Here is a 16120-nt window from a genome sequence, read left to right on the forward strand (position 1 = left end):
CCGCAGACCTGCGGATTTTCGAACCTTAGGAAGTAAACTGATGTTGAAGTCCACTTTCCTGAAAGCCGTTGCGGCAACGGCGCTTTCCTTCAGCACCTGGGCCTCCGCTCAGGCTGTTGATTTGCAATTCTATTTTCCGGTCGCCGTTGGCGGCAAGGCTGCTGACACCATCCAGGAACTGACCGACGCCTATGTTGCGCAGAACCCGGACGTTACAATCGACGCCGTTTATGCCGGCTCCTACCAGGACACTGTCGCCAAGGCGATCACCGCTTCGCGCGGCGGCAACCCGCCCCAGCTTTCGGTGATCCTGTCTGCAGACATGTTCACCCTGATCGATGAAGACCTGATCCAGCCCTTCGACGACTATCTGACCAGCGACGAAGACAAGAAATGGGTCGAAGGTTTTTATCCGGCATTCATGGAAAACAGCCAGACCGGCGGCAAGACCTACGGCATTCCGTTCCAGCGCTCCACGCCGGTTCTCTACTGGAACAAGGAAGCCTTCGAAGCGGCCGGGCTTGACCCGGAGGTCGCTCCGGCAACCTGGGACGAAATGGTCGAATTCGGCAAGAAGCTGACGAAGAAAGACGACAACGGCAATGTCACCCAGTGGGGCGTGCGTATTCCGTCTTCCGGTTTCCCGTACTGGCTGTTCCAGGGCCTTGCCATCGAAAACGGCGCGATCCTGGCCAATGCCGACGGCAACAAGACCAACTTCGATGATCCCAAGGTAGTCGAGGCGCTGCAGTATCTTGTCGATCTCAGCACCAAGCACGAAGTGATGGCTCCGGGCATCATCGAGTGGGGCGCAACGCCGAAAGCCTTTTTCGAAGGCCAGACGGCCATGATGTGGACGTCCACCGGCAACCTCACCAACGTTCGTGACAATGCTCCGTTCAAGTTCGGCGTTGCCATGCTGCCGGAAAAGGCACAGCGCGGCGCACCGACCGGCGGTGGCAACTTCTACCTGTTCAAGGGAGCTTCCGACGAACAGAACAAGGCTGCCGTCAAGTTCGTTCAGTGGATCACGGCTCCGGAACAGTCCGCGAAGTGGACCATCGCAACAGGTTACGTCGCTCCGCGCGCCGAAACCTGGGAAACCGACACGATGAAAGCCTATGCGGCTGGTTTCCCGGCTGTCCTGGTTGCCCGCGACCAGCTGGACTTCGCCAAAGCTGAACTGGCGACCTACCAGAACCAGCGCGTGACCGGCATCTTCAACGATGCGCTTGCTGCTGCCATCACCGGCCAGAAGGATGCCGAAACGGCTCTGAAGGAAGCTCAGGCGCAGGCCGACGAGATCCTGAGCGAATACCGCTAACGCCATTCGGGGCGGAGCGCCGGGTCCCACTCCGGTGTTCCGTCCCGTTGCCCAGACCTTTCACCGTCCTAACCGCAATTTGCTTTAGGTCGGGTTTTTTCTCCTTATCGGGGCCTAGACCATGAAGCGGGGCATTGCCTTGAAACGCGACTGGATCCACGGCTGGCTGCTGTTGCTGCCGGCAATGGTGTTCCTGTTTGCCTTTACCCACATCCCCGCGGTCACGACGTTCCTGAACAGCTTCTTTTCCACCCCGCGCGGACGCCGCCCGGCCAAGTTCATCGGCCTATCCAACTATGAGCGCATGCTGGATGACCCGGTGTTCTGGAAAGTGCTCTGGAACAACGTCTGGTTCGCCTTTGGCACCATTCCGGTCTCCGTTGGTCTGGCGATCGTCATGGCGCTCTGGGTCAACGACAGGCTGGTTGGCAGAAGCTTCGTGCGCATGGCCTATTTCACGCCGACCGTTCTGCCTCTGATCGCCGTCGCCAACATCTGGATGTTTTTCTACACGCCCGGCTTTGGCCTGGTCGACCAGATCACCGGTGCCCTGTTTGGCTGGCCTGCCAGCAACTATCTCGGCAACCCGGACACCGCGCTCAACGCCATCATCGTGGTCACCGTCTGGAAGGAAGCGGGCTTCTTCATGATCTTTTACCTTGCGGCGCTGCAGGCAATTCCGGTCACGCTGAAGGAGGCTGCGCAGATCGAAGGCGCCGGGCGCTGGACGATCTTCTGGCGGATCACCTTTCCACTCCTGATGCCGACGACCCTGTTCGTCTGTGTCAACGCGGTCATCAATTCCTTCCGCCTGGTGGACCATATCTTCATTCTGACGGGCGGAGGGCCGGACAACGCTTCGGCACTGCTGCTGTTCTACATCTACGAGGTCGCCTTCCGCTTCTGGGAAACCGCCTATGGTGCAACGCTCACTGTCGCTCTTCTGGTGCTTCTGTCGCTGCTTGCCATCGGCCAGTTCTTCTTCTTCGACCGCAAGGTGCATTACAAATGACCGGCGCCGGCTTTTCCTTCGACAGGGTGCTCAACACCTTCGCTGCCTGGGCATTGGCACTGTTGTGGGTGCTGCCGCTGGCCTATGCCATCTGGACCGCGTTTCATCCGGCAGCCTATGAGGCACGGTTCGAGCTTCTTGCACCGCTGACACTCGACAATTTCGTAAAGGCCTGGGATGCGGCGCCCTTCGCCCGTTACTTCCTGAACACCTTCCTGCTGGTGTCGATGATCCTTGCCGGGCAGTTTTTCCTCGGCACGCTGGCCGCCTTTGCCTTCGCCCGGTTCCAGTTTCCGGGGCGCAATATCCTCTTTACGCTTGTCTTGCTGCAGCTTCTGGTGATGCCGGACATCCTGATGGTGGAAAACTATCAGACCATGCGCATGCTCAATCTGGTGGACACCATCCCCGCCATCGCGCTGCCCTACATCGCGTCCGGCTTTGGCATCTTCCTGCTGCGGCAAACCTTCATGACCATCCCGAAGGAACTGGACGAGGCAGCGCGCATCGAGGGTGCTTCGGTTCTGGGCGTGTTGTGGCGGGTCTATATTCCGCTCGCAAAGCCGACCTATCTTGCCTATGGCCTCGTTTCCGTCAGTCACCACTGGAACAATTTCCTGTGGCCGCTGATCGTGACCAACTCGGTGGACACCCGCCCGGTTACCGTCGGTCTCAGCATCTTCTCGGCCATCGACAGCGGGGTGGAATGGTCGGTCATCAATGCCGCGACGTTGATGACCTCCGGGCCGCTGCTGATCGCCTTTCTGCTGTTCCAGAGGCAGTTTGTCCAAAGCTTCATGCGCGCCGGCATCAAATAAAATTAATCCGAGAAACAGCAGAAACCGGGGATGAATGACCATCGTCCGGACGGCCAAACCGCTTTGGCAAGGGGCATAGACCTTTGTGCCACTTTTTAAGGCAGGGACTTTTATGCTAATGGATTTAAATCCCGGTTTTCTGCGGGGTTTTCGCCTTTAGTTTTTCTGATCCCCGAGCATCGAGGAGCTCTGCCGTGTCACTCAAATTCCTTGCCATTGGCGAATGTATGGTTGAGATGGCACCAACGGGTGAGGGCACCTATGCCATGGGGTTTGCCGGCGATACGCTCAACACCGCCTGGTATGCGCGCAAATGCCTGCCTGTCGACTGGACCGTCGGCTATTACACTGCAGTTGGCCGCGATCAGGTGTCGGAGCAGCTGCTTTCTTTCCTGAAAGAATCCGACCTGGAGACGGCTGCCATCCAGAAGCGGGACGACCGGACCGTCGGCCTCTACATGATCCAGCTGAAGGACGGCGAACGCAGCTTCGCATACTGGCGTTCGCAATCGGCAGCCCGGTGTCTTGCCGCGGACGGGACACATCTTGCATCTGCGCTTAGTGGTGCGGGGTTGATCTATTTCAGCGGGATTACCCTTGCGATCCTTCCACCGGAAGATCGAGCAAAATTTCTGGACGCACTCAGAACCGCGCGAAAAGCCGGTGCCAAAACGGCGTTCGACCCGAACCTGCGCCCGCGTCTTTGGGAAGATGCGGACACCATGCGGGCAAGTGTTACGGAAGCTGCCGGCTGCTGTGATTTCCTGATGCCGTCCTTCGAGGACGAGCTGGCCCATTTCGGTGATGCAACGCCAGACGTCAGCGCCGACCGCTATCTGGCAGCAGGGGCAGGCATGGTCGTGGTCAAGAACGGGCCGGAAGAGGTGATCTGCGCGGATGCCGGTTCCCGGCAGGCTTTCCAGCCTGCGCCGGTTTCCAACATTGTCGATACGACTGCAGCCGGCGACAGCTTCAACGCGGCGTTTCTGGCGAAGTATCTTTCGGTAGGAGATGTCCCGGCAAGCGTTGATGCGGGTGCAAGTCTCGCCGGCAAGGTGATCCAGCATCGTGGTGCCCTCGTTGCCTGCCTCGAAACTGCCTAAGGGTAAGTGCGTATGATTCGGCTGGTGATTGATTTCCTCAAGAAAAGGCGTTCAACCCAAAAGAGAATATATTGCGAATATTGACAGTATGATTTGGAGGCTGTTCCGAATTCTTTCGCCAATATTTGCCTGAAAATAACTTTATGCGATGAAATTAAGTTTTCGTTCGCTCCTTGTCCTTACCCTACGTTCGGTTTTGATCGTTGGCTGAATGGGCCATCTGAGGGGGGCACGAATGTTCTCAGGCATGCGTTTGTCGAAAAAGATTCCGGCGCTGGTTTTGGGCGCCGCTGCGGTGGTTGGCATCGGTGTCGGTGTAGAAAGCTACCTCACGTCTTCTGTGATCGTGAAAGAACTGACGAAGGAACGCCTTCAGACGGCTGCCGAGACTGGCGAAAAGGAAACAGTCGCCTATTTGCAGGCGATCGAACGCGAGCTCATTCTGACGGCTGAGCACCCTGGCACAGCAGCCGCTGTCCAGGATTTCGCCTCTGTTTGGGATTTCTGGAAAATGTCCGGCGGCAATCCGCAGGAAGAACTGCAAGCTGCGTATATCACCGGCAACCCGCATCCGACCGGCGAGAAACACAAGCTCGACCGGGCCGAGACCGGGTCGGCTTACGACGAGGTGCACGCCAAATATCACCCCTGGTTCCGAAAACTGCAGCAGGACCAGGGTTATTACGACGTGTTCCTGTTCGACGCCAAGGGCAACCTCGTCTACACGGTTTTCAAGGAACTGGATTACGCCACGAATTTCGAAAAGGGTGGTGGCCAGTGGGCGGATACCGACCTCGGCGAAGTCTATCGCAAGGCGATGGCGATCACCGCAGAGGACGAAGTCGCCTTTGAGGATTTTGCCGCCTATAAACCGAGCTTCGACGCCCCTGCCAGCTTCATGGCGCACCCGATTCACGCGAACGGTGAAACGGTTGGTGTTCTGGCCTTCCAGATGCCGATCGACAAGATCAATTCTCTCATGAGCAGTGGTCTCGGGCTTGGAGAAACCGGTGAATTGGCTTTGATCGGCGAAGATCGCATGATGCGCAACGATACGCCGCTCACTGCCGACAAGAACGATATTCTGGCTACGGAACTGAGTGGGCCCGTCATCGACAAGGCCTTCGCGGAAGGCAGCGCCTTCGGCATGTCTACCTACTTTGGTGACGAACTGATGGACGTAGAAGCCGAGAAATTCACCTACCAGGGCAAGAACTTCGCCATCGTCGCCATGCAACCTTATGCAGAAGCCGTTACCCCGCTGACAGATATGCGCAACCGGATGGTCCTCGCCGGGCTCGCCTTGCTTGCGATTGCCGCTGCCCTTGGCTTCTTTGCAGCGCGCTCCGTAACAAAGCCGATCAACATGGTGGTCTCCGCCATGAACCGGCTTGCCGATGGGGACACACGCGTAGATACGGACGGTTCCGAGCGGGGCGACGAGATCGGCGACATGTTCAAGGCTGTGGCGATTTTCAAGGAAAACGCCATTCAGCGCCGTCATCTTGAAGACCAGGCCCGCAACGAACGTGACAGGGAACGCCAGCGCCAGGCTTTCCTGGAAGGGGTGATCACGGACTTCAAGTCGATCATGACTGATCGCCTGGCAACCGTGTCCGACCAGATGGAACGGATGCGCGATGCTGCCACAACGCTGGAAGACCTGGCATCAAATGCGAAGTCTGAATCCGATCAGGCAGGTCACGCCTCCATCAGTGCTTCTGAAAACGTCGCCGCCGTTGCCGCCGCAACAGAAGAAATGACGGCCACGGTTCAGGAAATCGCCAACCAGACCGAAGCCACCACCCGCATCGTTCTGGAGACCGTGGAAGCGGCGGAACAGACCAACCGCAACGTTCAGACGCTGTCGGAAGCCGCCGAGCATATCGGCAGCGTGGTCAATCTCATTCGCGATATCGCCGAGCAGACCAATCTTCTGGCGCTCAATGCCACCATTGAGGCAGCCCGTGCGGGGGAAGCCGGTCGCGGTTTTGCGGTCGTGGCGTCGGAAGTCAAACAGCTTGCAGAGCAGACTTCCAAGGCGACGGACGAGATTTCCGGTCGGATTTCAGGCATCCAGTCCTCGGTTCGCGATGCAGCGGGTGCCATCGAGCACATTGCCGAGAAGGTGTCCGACATCAAGAACCTGACCAGTTCCGTGGCAGGGGCTATCGAGGAACAGCGGGCGGCAAACCAGGAAATCGCGCGCTCGGCCCGTTCGGCCAGTGACAGTACAGGCAATGCTGCCAGCAGCATGTCGTCTGTTTCTGGTGCAGTTGAACAAACGTCGACTGAAGCCGGATCAGTCAACATTGCGTCCGACCTGGTTTCGGAGGCAAGCGACAGCCTTGCCCGCGAGGTCGAGAAGTTCCTGGCGGACGTCACGAAGGACGTAGAGGACCGGAGACGTTCGGTGCGCAAGGCGATTTCCGAGGATGTTGCCATCACGTTCGCGGACGGTCGCAAGCGCACCGCGCAGCTGATCGACGTCAGTGTCACCGGTGCGCAGATCCTGGATATGACCGATCTGCCGATCGGCGAACGGATGACGCTGGAATTCCTGGATGGCACCGTGCTGCAAGGCAAGGTCGTGCGCCAGACAGGAGCAGGCTGCGGCGTGGAATTCGCCGAACAGCTAGCAGAAAGCCACATTCTCATCGCCGCCTAAGACGGCAATCTCAGCAAACGAAAAGGGCGCCTGTCGGCGCCCTTTTTTGTTGACGAAAGCCCTTGGCTCATCAATCCGATCCGCTGCGTCTGGGATGAAGGATGAGGGGAAAATGAAAGGTGCCGTTGGTGGCCTCTTTTCAAGAAAGACCTCTCCGTCGTCATCCCGGCCAAGCGCAGCGCGAGCCGGGACCGGGGAGCCTCCGAGCCCGCTGCTATTTCTGTTGGCACCAGATGGAAAGCCCTTGGCTCACCGAACCCGGAGCTCCGCTCCGCTGCGTCCGGGATGAAGGATGAGGGGGAAAGGAACTGTGCAGTTGGCGCCTTTTCCCTGTCCTCATCATGCACGATCCTAATCCTGAGGAGGGCCAAAGCCCGTCTTGAAGGATGGGCTACTTGCTCAGTCTCAGTTGCTTGAGCCTACCCAGCGTCCCGTTGGGCAATCCAGTCGTGATCCGGATGGTTCTGGAAGCGCCACTTGCGCATCGGGCCGGCCATGACGTTCAGATAATACATCTCGTAGCCGTAGGGCGCGCCGCAGGGGTGATGGCCCTTGGGGACCAGCACCACGTCGCCATCGGCAACAGCCATTGTCTCGTCCAGCTCGCCGTCCTCGGTGAAAACGCGCTGGAACCCGAAACCCTGTTTCGGGTTCAGACGGTGGTAGTAGGTCTCTTCCAGATAGGTCATGTCCGGAAAGTTGTCTTCGTCGTGCCGGTGCGGCGGGTAGGACGACCAATTGCCCTGGGGTGTGAACACTTCCGTCACTAGCAGGCTGTCGGCGATATCGCTTTCTTCCATCGCAATCGGGTGGATATAGCGGGTGTTCGCACCCTTGCCGCGTTCCACCTGGCCGATGTCCGTGATCACACGGGCCTTGTAGTTGCCCTTGCCGGGGGCAGTGCAGACCGCCAGGACGCAGTCGGTTGTCGCCGTTGCGGACCAGCTGCTGCCGTTGGGCACATAGACGCAGTGCGGCTTCTTGCGCTCGAAAACGCTCATCCGGTCGCCCAGCTCACCAAAGCTTTCATCTGCAGCGGAAATCGACGCCTTGCCTTCAACCAGGACAAGGATGACTTCCTTGTCACCGGTTTCTTCCGATGCCGACTGTCCCGCTTCCAGATGATACAGGCCGAAGCCGACATAGCCCCACCTGGCGCTTTCAGGCGTGATGTCGTGCACCTTGCCGGAGGTGCCGGACGGTTTGACGAGAAGATGGCTCATGTCAAATCCACTTCCTTTGCGAGTTGCTTGAGGGTCTTGAGGCCGAGGCTCTGATACTGGAACGGATTGCGGACTTCCGGGTCCTGCTCTGCCTCGATAACGATCCAGCCTTCGTAGCCGGTGTCCTTCAGGATCTGGAGAAGAGGTTTGAAATCAACGCCGCCTTCCTCGTCGCCCGGCACGGTGAAGACGCCGGCACGGACGCCGTCCATGAAGGACTCCTTGTCTTCGCGGATATCCTTCATCACGGCAGGACGAACGTTCTTGGCATGGAAATGCTTCACACGGGCAGCGTGTTTTTCCAGAACCGGCGCCGGATCCTGACCATTGCTGCCGAAATAGCAATGACCGGCATCAAACAGCAACTTGGTCGCCGGGCCGGTGGCATCCATGAATGCGTCGATTTCCGCCGGTGTCTCGACCACAGTGCCCATGTGGTGGTGGTAGACAAGGTCGATGCCCTGGCTTGCGCAGAAGGCGGCAAGTTCCTCGATCTTGGCGCCGAAGGCTTTCATCTCATCGGCGGTCAGGACCGGGCTGGTGTTGATGTCGACCTGAGAGCCCTGAATGGTGTTGGAGGTTTCGCAGGCAATGCAGACCTTGCAGCCATTGTGCTTCAGCTTGTCCAGATGCGGCTGGATCGCCTTCTTTTCGGCCTCGACCGACTGGGCAAGCAGGTTGAGCGAGTACCAGCCGGAAATGAACTTGAGCCCATAGCCGCCCAGAAGCTGTTTCAGCTCTTCCGGGTCGTTCGGCCAGCGGTGGCCGTTCTCGATACCGTCGAAGCCGATTTCGGAAGCTTCCGACAGGATCTGCTCTGTCGGTATATGCGCGCCAAGGGTCTGGTCGTCATCATTGGCCCAGGCGATCGGGTTGGTGCCGTAAAGGATCATGGCTGTTGTCCTGTAACGCATTGGAGCGTTGGAGTTGATCGTAACTTTCGAACCTCATCCTGAGGAAGCACTTCAGTGCTGTCTCGAAGGATGGGCCACTTGTTCGGTATATACCGCCCATCCTTCGAGACGGACCTGACGGTCCTCCTCAGGATGAGGTCTTGCGAGAGGAGATCGGTGTGCTGCGGTGCCTCTCCCTCAATCGACCAGGTTCTGGTGCTTAAGCGCATCGACATAGCCCTCACGGGCCTTGTTGACTTCGGTCCGCTCAGAAACCTCCGGCACGGCGACGTCCCACCAGTGACCGCCACCGTTCTCGCCCGGCCCGTGCATCGGGTCCGTGTCGATGACGATCACCGTCGGAATGGCCCGGTCCTTTGCGGCGAGGATCTGCGCTTCCAGGTCGGAGATGTCCTTCGCCTTTACCGCGTGGGCGCCCATGGCGGCCGCGTGGGCGACGAAGTCGATCGCCGGCTGCGCCTCGACATTGCAGTTTTGATAGAGGTTGTTGAACTGGTTGCCACCGGTGCCCATCTGCAGCCGGTTGATACAGCCGTAGCCCCGGTTGTCGGTGAGCACGACCGTGAACGGCACCCGCCGCATGACGGCAGTCGCAAGTTCCGAGTTGGCCATCATGTAGGACCCGTCACCGACGAAGCAGACGACATCCCGCTCCGGCTGCGCCAGCTTGATGCCCATGGCACCGGCAATCTCGTAGCCCATGCAGGAATAGCCGTATTCCATGTGATAGCCACCCTGCGGCGCCTGCCACAGAAGCTTCAGGGCGCCCGGCATGGTGCCGGCCGCGCACATTGCGATGGTCTTTTCCGAAGACGTCCGCTGCACCGCGCCGATAACCTCCGCATCGAGCGGCAGGTAGCCTTCGGGCAGATCGGTGCGCGCGCTGCAGTGGGCGTCGACCTTCGATAGCCAGTCGAGGCGCGACTGCGGCCTGAAGGCGGCCTTCTTTTCAGCTCCAAGCGCTGTCGAGATCTTCTCCAGAGACACTTTGGCATCGCCGATGACACCGGTGGCGCCATGCTTCAGGGCGTCATAACCCTGAACGTTGATGGAGACGAGCTTGCGGCCGGGAGCCTTGAAGAGCGCCCAGGAGCCGGTGGTGAAGTCCTGGAAGCGGGTGCCGATACCGATCACGAGATCGGCGCTTTCGGCAATCTCGTTGGCGCAGGCCGAGCCGTCGACCCCGGCAGTGCCGAAGTTCATCGGATGAGACTGCGCCAGCGCCGACTTTCCAGCCTGGGTCTCGATCACCGGAATGCCGTGCCTGGTCGCAAACGCGCCAAGAGTTTCTTCGGCCTGCGAATAGATAACGCCGCCGCCGCAAACCAGAACCGGGTTCTTTGCGGATTTGATGAGGGCGACAACATCGGCAATGTCCCGGCTGTCCGGTTCCGGGCGACGGATGCGCCAGACCTTCGGCTCGAAGAAGCTTGCCGGATAATCGAAGGCTTCTGCCTGCGTGTCCTGGCAGAACGCCAGGGTCACCGGGCCGCAATTGACCGGGTCGGTCATCACGCGGAAGGCGCGCGGCAGGGCCGTCAGCAGGTGTTCCGGACGGCTGATGCGGTCAAAGTAGCGCGATACCGGACGGAAGCAGTCATTGGCCGAAACCGTGCCGTCGTCGAAATCCTCCACCTGCTGCAGCACCGGGTCGGGTGCCCGATTGGCAAAGACATCGCCGGGGATCAGCAGAACGGGAAGGCGGTTGACATGAGCAAGGGCTGCGGCGGTCACCATGTTGGTGGCGCCGGGGCCGATGGAGGAGGTGACGGCCATTGCCCGTGTGCGCTTCTTGGCCTTGGCATAGGCGATAGCCGTATGGGCCATGGTTTGTTCGTTCTGGCCGCGCCATGTCGGCAGCGCGTTGCCGGCCTGCTCCAGCGCTTCGCCCAGACCAGCGACATTGCCATGGCCGAAGATCGCCCAGATGCCGTCGATGAAACGCTCGCCGTCCTCGGTCATCTGCGCGGAGATATACCGCACCATGGCCTGGGCGGCGGTGAGACGGATCGTGCTCATGCGGAAATTCCCTGGAGTTCGTTGACGTGTGCCTCGGTTCCGGCTTCTGCGCGCGCCGTGTCCCAGATGCTGCACAGGCGGGCGAAGCGGCTCACCATGTCGGCGACGGCAGCTTCGTCTGTCAATTCACCTGCCAGCCATTTGCGGGCTGCTTCGGCAAAAATCGTGCGGCCGACCGCAAAGCCCTTGACCAGCGGGAAGCGGGCCGCTTCGGCAAAGCTCGCGGCGAGTTCCTCTTCCGGGGCATCAAGACCGAGTACCACGATGCCGCGGGTGTGAGGGTCGTTTTCGGAAATCGCGTCGCAAGCCTTCGCCCATGCTTCCGACGAGGTCATGGGTTCCAGCTTCCACCAGTCCGGATAGATGCCGATCTCGTAGAAACGGCGGATGATATCTGCCGTGGTGTCGGCATCAACCGGACCAACCTTGGAGGGGATGATCTCCAGAAGCATTTCCAGCCGGTTGCGGCGGCAGGCGGCAAACAGCCGCTTCAGGACATCTTCCTGCTCGGCCTTCATCGCGTCGGTGTCATGCGGATGATAGAAGCACAGCACCTTGACCACATGCTCCGTCGGCCATTCGGCCAGGCCGCCGAAATCCGGACCGATTTCCGGTTCCAGTGTCAGTGGCCGGGAGGTAGGCCACTCCACCGGATGACCGATCCAAAGCCCGGTTCCGGCGGCCCGATAAAGCGCCTCGCGGCCGTGACGGCTGTCGCACAGAATGCCATAGCCCGGCTGGCCGTCCGCGACCGAAAGGGCCGCGTCGAGGCAGAGTTTCTTGAACGATCCGATCCGCTCGTGACCGGCGTTGGCCGTATCGGCCATCTGTTCGAGCTGAATACGGTGGTCGAAGGCAAAGACACGCATGGTCGACCAGTTGCCGCCGTGCAGCCGGTGCCGGTTTGTGGACCAGTGAATCTGTTCCAGTTCCGGGTCCTTGCGCAGGGCCTTGCCCTTCACGCCCCGTTTCAGGAAGAACTGCAGTTCCTCCCAGCTCGGATAGGCCGGCGTGCAGCCGTGCCGGGAGACGGCAAACGCGCCGCATGCGTTGGCATAGGTCAGGGCCGTGACCCAGTCCTCGCCGGTGATCCAGCCTTTCAGCAGACCGGACATGAAGCCGTCGCCGGCCCCCAGAACGTTGAACACCTCGATCGGGAAGCCAGGGCCGGAAATGCCCTCGTCGAGGCTGTCGGGGATCGCGCCTTCGAAGGCGGTTGCCCCCATCGGTCCGCGCTTGCAGACCAGCGTCGCACCCGACACCTTGCGCACGTTGCGCAGTGCCTCGACCGTGTCCGTGGTTCCACCGGCAATGTGGAATTCTTCTTCCGTGCCCACGATCAGGTCGAACAGATGCAGGCTCGATTGCAGCTTGGCCGTCACCTTGTCGGAGGCAATGAAGCGGTTCTCGCCGTCGCCGTGCCCTGACAGACCCCAGAGGTTGGGGCGGTAGTCGATGTCGAGCGCTGTACGGCTGCCGTTTTCGCGGGCAAGCCTCAATGCCTTCAGAACGGCAGCTTCCGTCTGCGGATGGCTGAGATGCGTGCCCGTGGCGACCACCGCCTTGGCCGACGCAATGAACGCGGGATCGATGTCATCTTCGCCAAGAGCCATATCGGCGCAGTTCTCGCGGTAGAAGATCAGCGGGAACTGTTCCTGGTCGCGGATGCCGAGCAGCACGAGCGCGGTGAGCCGCTCCTTGTCGGTGATCACGCCTTGTGTGTCGACACCGTGCCGTTCCAGTTCCTCGCGGATGAAACGGCCCATGTGTTCGTCACCGACACGGGTGATCAGCGCGGACTTCAGGCCGAGCCGAGCCGTGCCGCAGGCCATGTTGGTGGGCGAGCCGCCGATATACTTGTTGAAGGACGCCATGTCCTCCAGACGGCCGCCAGCCTGGGCTCCGTAGAGGTCGACCGACGAGCGGCCTATCGTGATGACATCGAGTTTCTTCACGTGCACATTCCGTTTTTGATTCAGCCCGTCAGATGGTGCCGCCGAGGGAACCTTCCAGTTCCGCCAGTTCCTGGCCACCGGCCATCAGGTCCTGAAGTTCTTCCGCTTTTATGTCTCCGCGCTCTGCAGTGCCAAGCGTCTTGCCGCGGTTGAGCACCGTGAACCTGTCGCCTACGGCCATGGCATGGCGCACGTTGTGGGTGATGAAGACAACACCGATGCCTTTTTGGCGGACCTTGTCGATCGTCGCCAGCACGTTGGAGGTCTGGCGCACACCCAGGGCAGATGTCGGTTCGTCGAGGATCAACACCTTGGCCCCGAAGAAGACGGCGCGCGAGATGGCGACCGTCTGGCGTTCACCGCCCGACAATGTGCCGACCGCCTGGTCCGGCGAACGCAGATGAATGCCCATCTTGGCCATCTCGGTCATGGTCACTTCGTTGGCTTCGGAAAAATCGAAGAACTTGAACGGGCCGAAGCGCCTTTGCGGTTCGCGGCCCATCCAGAAGTTCCGGGTTACCGACATCAGCGGGATCATCGCCAGGTCCTGGTAGACGGTCGCGATGCCGGCTTCCATGGCGTCCCGCGGGCTGTTGAAGCTGACTTCCTTGCCTTCCATCAGGATCTTGCCCTTGGTCGGCTTGTGGACGCCGGACATGGTCTTGATGAAGGTGGACTTGCCCGCGCCGTTGTCGCCCAGAAGGCAGTGGCATTCGCCGGCCTTGACGGACACGGAGACACCATTGAGGGCGATCACCGGGCCGAAGTGTTTTTCGATATCGACGAGTTCGATGAGGTTGTCGGACATCTTAGCGTTCCCCCGTGATCATGCGGCGGATGTAGGTGTTGAGGATCACGGCGAGCAGCAGGATAACGCCGAGGAAAACCCGGAAAAGCGAGCTTTCGACCCCGGCGAAGAAGAGGCCTTGCTGAACGACGCCGAAGATCAGTGCGCCAAGCGCCGCGCCTACCACCGAACCGTAGCCGCCGGTGAGAAGTGCGCCGCCGATCACCACGGAAATGATGGCTTCGAATTCCTTCAAGAGGCCGCGGTCGGCTGCGGCCGAGCCGAATTCCATCACCTGACAGGTGGCGAAAATAGTGGCGCAGAAGGCGGAAAACATGAACATGAGGATCTTGACCCGGTTCACAGGTACGCCGACATAGCGCGCTGCCTGGGCGTCGCCACCGGCGGCGAAGATCCAGTTGCCGAAGCGGGTGCGGGTGAGCAGGATATGGCCGAACACGATCAGGATGATCGCCCAGATCATCAGCATCGGAATGCCTTCGACCACCGGCAGTCCTGCTTTCGGACCGGCAACGAACTTGCCGACAATGCCGAGATCGGCCAGCCAGACAAAGAGGCCGGAAAAGACCTTTCCGCCGAAAAGCCATGCGATGGGATCACCTTCCGCCGCTTCACGCACGCCGCCGATAATGGTCTTGCGGGTGGTGGCGATGGAAATGAAGATCGTCAGACCGCGCAGAATGTAGAGAAAGGCGAGGGTGACGATGAAGGAGGGCAGGCCGGTCTTGATAACCAGGTATCCGTTGAGCCCGCCAATGGCCAGCGCCATGGCAAATGCGACCAGGATACCGAACCATGCGGGGAACCCCCACTGAACAGTGAAGAGCGCGATGATGACGCCGGAAAAGCCGATCATCGAGCCGACGGAGAGGTCGAACTCTCCCGCGATCATCAAAAGGCAGGCGCCGACGGCGATGATGGCGAACTGGGCAGAGACTGTGCCCCAGTTGATGATGCCTTCCGGGGCAAACATGCCGCTGTCGCTGGCGATGCCGAGGAAGAACATGAATACGAGAATAGTGCCGCAGATCGCGCCCAGCTCCGGGCGGATCAGGGCCTTGCGCATGGGCGACATTTCGCGAATGCGCTCGTCTTTCCGAGGGGCGGCTGCCGATTGTGTCTCAGCCATAGGTCTCCTCCTGCGTGCCGGGGTGGCCGGCCGCGTCCAGTATGCGGCCCGGCCGCAGAACAGTGTTCTGGAATTCAGCGCTTACCCTTCGGGGTGCGCGAGCGTGTCAGTTGCAAGGGAGAGGCGGAAGGCCGCCTCTCCACAGGGCCGCGCCTGGCGGCCCTTCAGCTTAGCGGTATTCGCCGGCGTATTTTTCCACCAGGGCAATGTTGCCCTTGGTCACGAAACCCGGGCCGGAGTTGATTGAGTTGCCCGGAACCACGCCGTAACGAGCCAGGTTCGTCAGGATGACGACCGGCAGGTAGCCCTGCAGGTAAGGCTGCTGGTCGATGGCAAAGGCAATCACGTCACCCTTGATGGCTTCAGCGATTTCGCCGGAAAGGTCAAAGGTGCCGAAGTGGATGGTGCCGGACTTGCCCATGTCTTCCAGCGCAGCCAGCGTCGGATGCGCAGAGGTCGGGCCGAGGGTCAGGACGCCATTGGTGTCCGGGTTGCCCTGCAGGTAGGCCATGACCTTGGACTTGATTTCAGCCGGGTCCTGGCCACTGTCGATCATCTGGCCGCCCAGTTCGACGCCCAGTGCATCAGCATAGCCCTGGCAACGTTCAACCGAAGCCGGGTTGGTGATGTAGTGGTTCACACAAAGGAAGCTGGTGACGCCGGCCGCCTTGGCCTTTTCACCTGCACCCTTGCCGGCATCGTATTCCGGCTGGCCGACATGCATCAGAGCGCCGATTTTCTTGGACTGCTCTTCAGTGCCGGAGTTGATGGTGATGACCGGAATGCCCTTGGCAACCGCGTTGGACAGCGGGCCGCTCAGAACGTCGTAGTCGGCGATCGTCGCGATGATGCCGTTCGGGTTGGACGCGGCAGCCTGTTCGATGATGCGAGCCATGTCGGCAAGATCGCCTGTCGGCGGGTTGCGGTATTCCACTTCAACGCCCATCTGGCCACCGGCAACGGTGATGGCGTTCTTGATCGTGTTCCACCAGCTGTCGCTGTCCGGTGCATGGCTGACCAGAACGAAACGTTCGCCATCAGCGGAGGCCGGAGCGGCAAGGCCGGTAAAGGCAACGGCGGCAGCCGCCATTGCGATAAGTGTCTTCTTCATGGTGTTCCTCCCAGAACGTGGACCGCGGGCCTCGAA

General features: G+C 60.2%; 12 protein-coding genes. 5 read left to right on the forward strand and 7 right to left on the reverse strand.

Going from position 1 to position 16120, the window contains the following annotated elements; genetic code table 11:
• The first annotated feature begins 40 nt into the window (after positions 1-40).
• From ACP90_RS05355 to ACP90_RS05375, 5 genes are all read left to right on the forward strand, one after another.
• A complete protein-coding gene (locus tag ACP90_RS05355) occupies positions 41-1324 on the forward strand; it encodes an ABC transporter substrate-binding protein (protein ID WP_062487160.1) in 1284 nt (427 codons plus the stop codon).
• A gap of 121 nt (positions 1325-1445) precedes the next feature.
• Complete coding sequence (locus ACP90_RS05360) at positions 1446-2336, forward strand: sugar ABC transporter permease (protein WP_062487161.1); 891 nt, start codon at positions 1446-1448, stop codon at positions 2334-2336.
• A complete protein-coding gene (locus ACP90_RS05365) occupies positions 2333-3154 on the forward strand; it encodes a carbohydrate ABC transporter permease (protein WP_062487164.1) in 822 nt (273 codons plus the stop codon). The genes ACP90_RS05360 and ACP90_RS05365 overlap by 4 nt, the downstream gene beginning before the upstream one ends.
• 194 nt (positions 3155-3348) lie before the next feature.
• Entirely contained in the window at positions 3349-4257 is a 909-nt protein-coding gene (locus ACP90_RS05370; RefSeq protein ID WP_062487166.1) for a sugar kinase, read from the forward strand.
• Between the two features lie 235 nt (positions 4258-4492).
• Complete coding sequence (locus tag ACP90_RS05375; protein WP_062487168.1) at positions 4493-6925, forward strand: methyl-accepting chemotaxis protein; 2433 nt, start codon at positions 4493-4495, stop codon at positions 6923-6925.
• 419 nt (positions 6926-7344) lie between these two features.
• Here the strand turns inward: ACP90_RS05375 and iolB are convergent, their stop codons facing one another.
• From iolB to ACP90_RS05410, 7 genes are all read right to left on the reverse strand, one after another.
• Positions 7345-8148 (reverse strand): 5-deoxy-glucuronate isomerase, encoded by an 804-nt coding sequence (iolB, locus tag ACP90_RS05380; RefSeq protein ID WP_062487170.1) that lies wholly within the window; start codon positions 8146-8148, stop codon positions 7345-7347.
• Positions 8145-9041 carry a myo-inosose-2 dehydratase gene (gene iolE / locus ACP90_RS05385; protein ID WP_062491385.1) on the reverse strand — a complete coding sequence of 299 codons (897 nt, stop codon included), beginning with the start codon at positions 9039-9041 and terminating at the stop codon, positions 8145-8147. Before iolE ends, iolB begins: the two co-directional genes overlap by 4 nt.
• A gap of 198 nt (positions 9042-9239) precedes the next feature.
• The gene (gene iolD, locus ACP90_RS05390) at positions 9240-11081 is read right to left on the reverse strand and encodes a 3D-(3,5/4)-trihydroxycyclohexane-1,2-dione acylhydrolase (decyclizing) (RefSeq protein ID WP_062487172.1); all 1842 of its coding nucleotides are present in this window, start codon (positions 11079-11081) and stop codon (positions 9240-9242) included.
• Positions 11078-13036, reverse strand: coding sequence for a 5-dehydro-2-deoxygluconokinase (iolC, locus tag ACP90_RS05395; RefSeq protein WP_062491386.1), 1959 nt, complete (start codon positions 13034-13036; stop codon positions 11078-11080). The genes iolD and iolC overlap by 4 nt, the downstream gene beginning before the upstream one ends.
• Before the next feature lie 28 nt (positions 13037-13064).
• Positions 13065-13844 (reverse strand): ATP-binding cassette domain-containing protein, encoded by a 780-nt coding sequence (locus ACP90_RS05400; RefSeq protein ID WP_023003004.1) that lies wholly within the window; start codon positions 13842-13844, stop codon positions 13065-13067.
• Position 13845: 1 nt separating this feature from the next.
• Positions 13846-14973: an ABC transporter permease gene (locus ACP90_RS05405; RefSeq protein WP_031270286.1), complete on the reverse strand. Its 1128-nt coding sequence runs from the start codon at positions 14971-14973 to the stop codon at positions 13846-13848.
• Between the two features lie 169 nt (positions 14974-15142).
• Positions 15143-16084, reverse strand: coding sequence for a sugar ABC transporter substrate-binding protein (locus tag ACP90_RS05410; protein WP_023003006.1), 942 nt, complete (start codon positions 16082-16084; stop codon positions 15143-15145).
• Positions 16085-16120: the final 36 nt, after the last annotated feature.

This window comes from Labrenzia sp. CP4, from assembly GCF_001579905.1.
GTDB lineage: Bacteria > Pseudomonadota > Alphaproteobacteria > Rhizobiales > Stappiaceae > Roseibium > Roseibium algicola.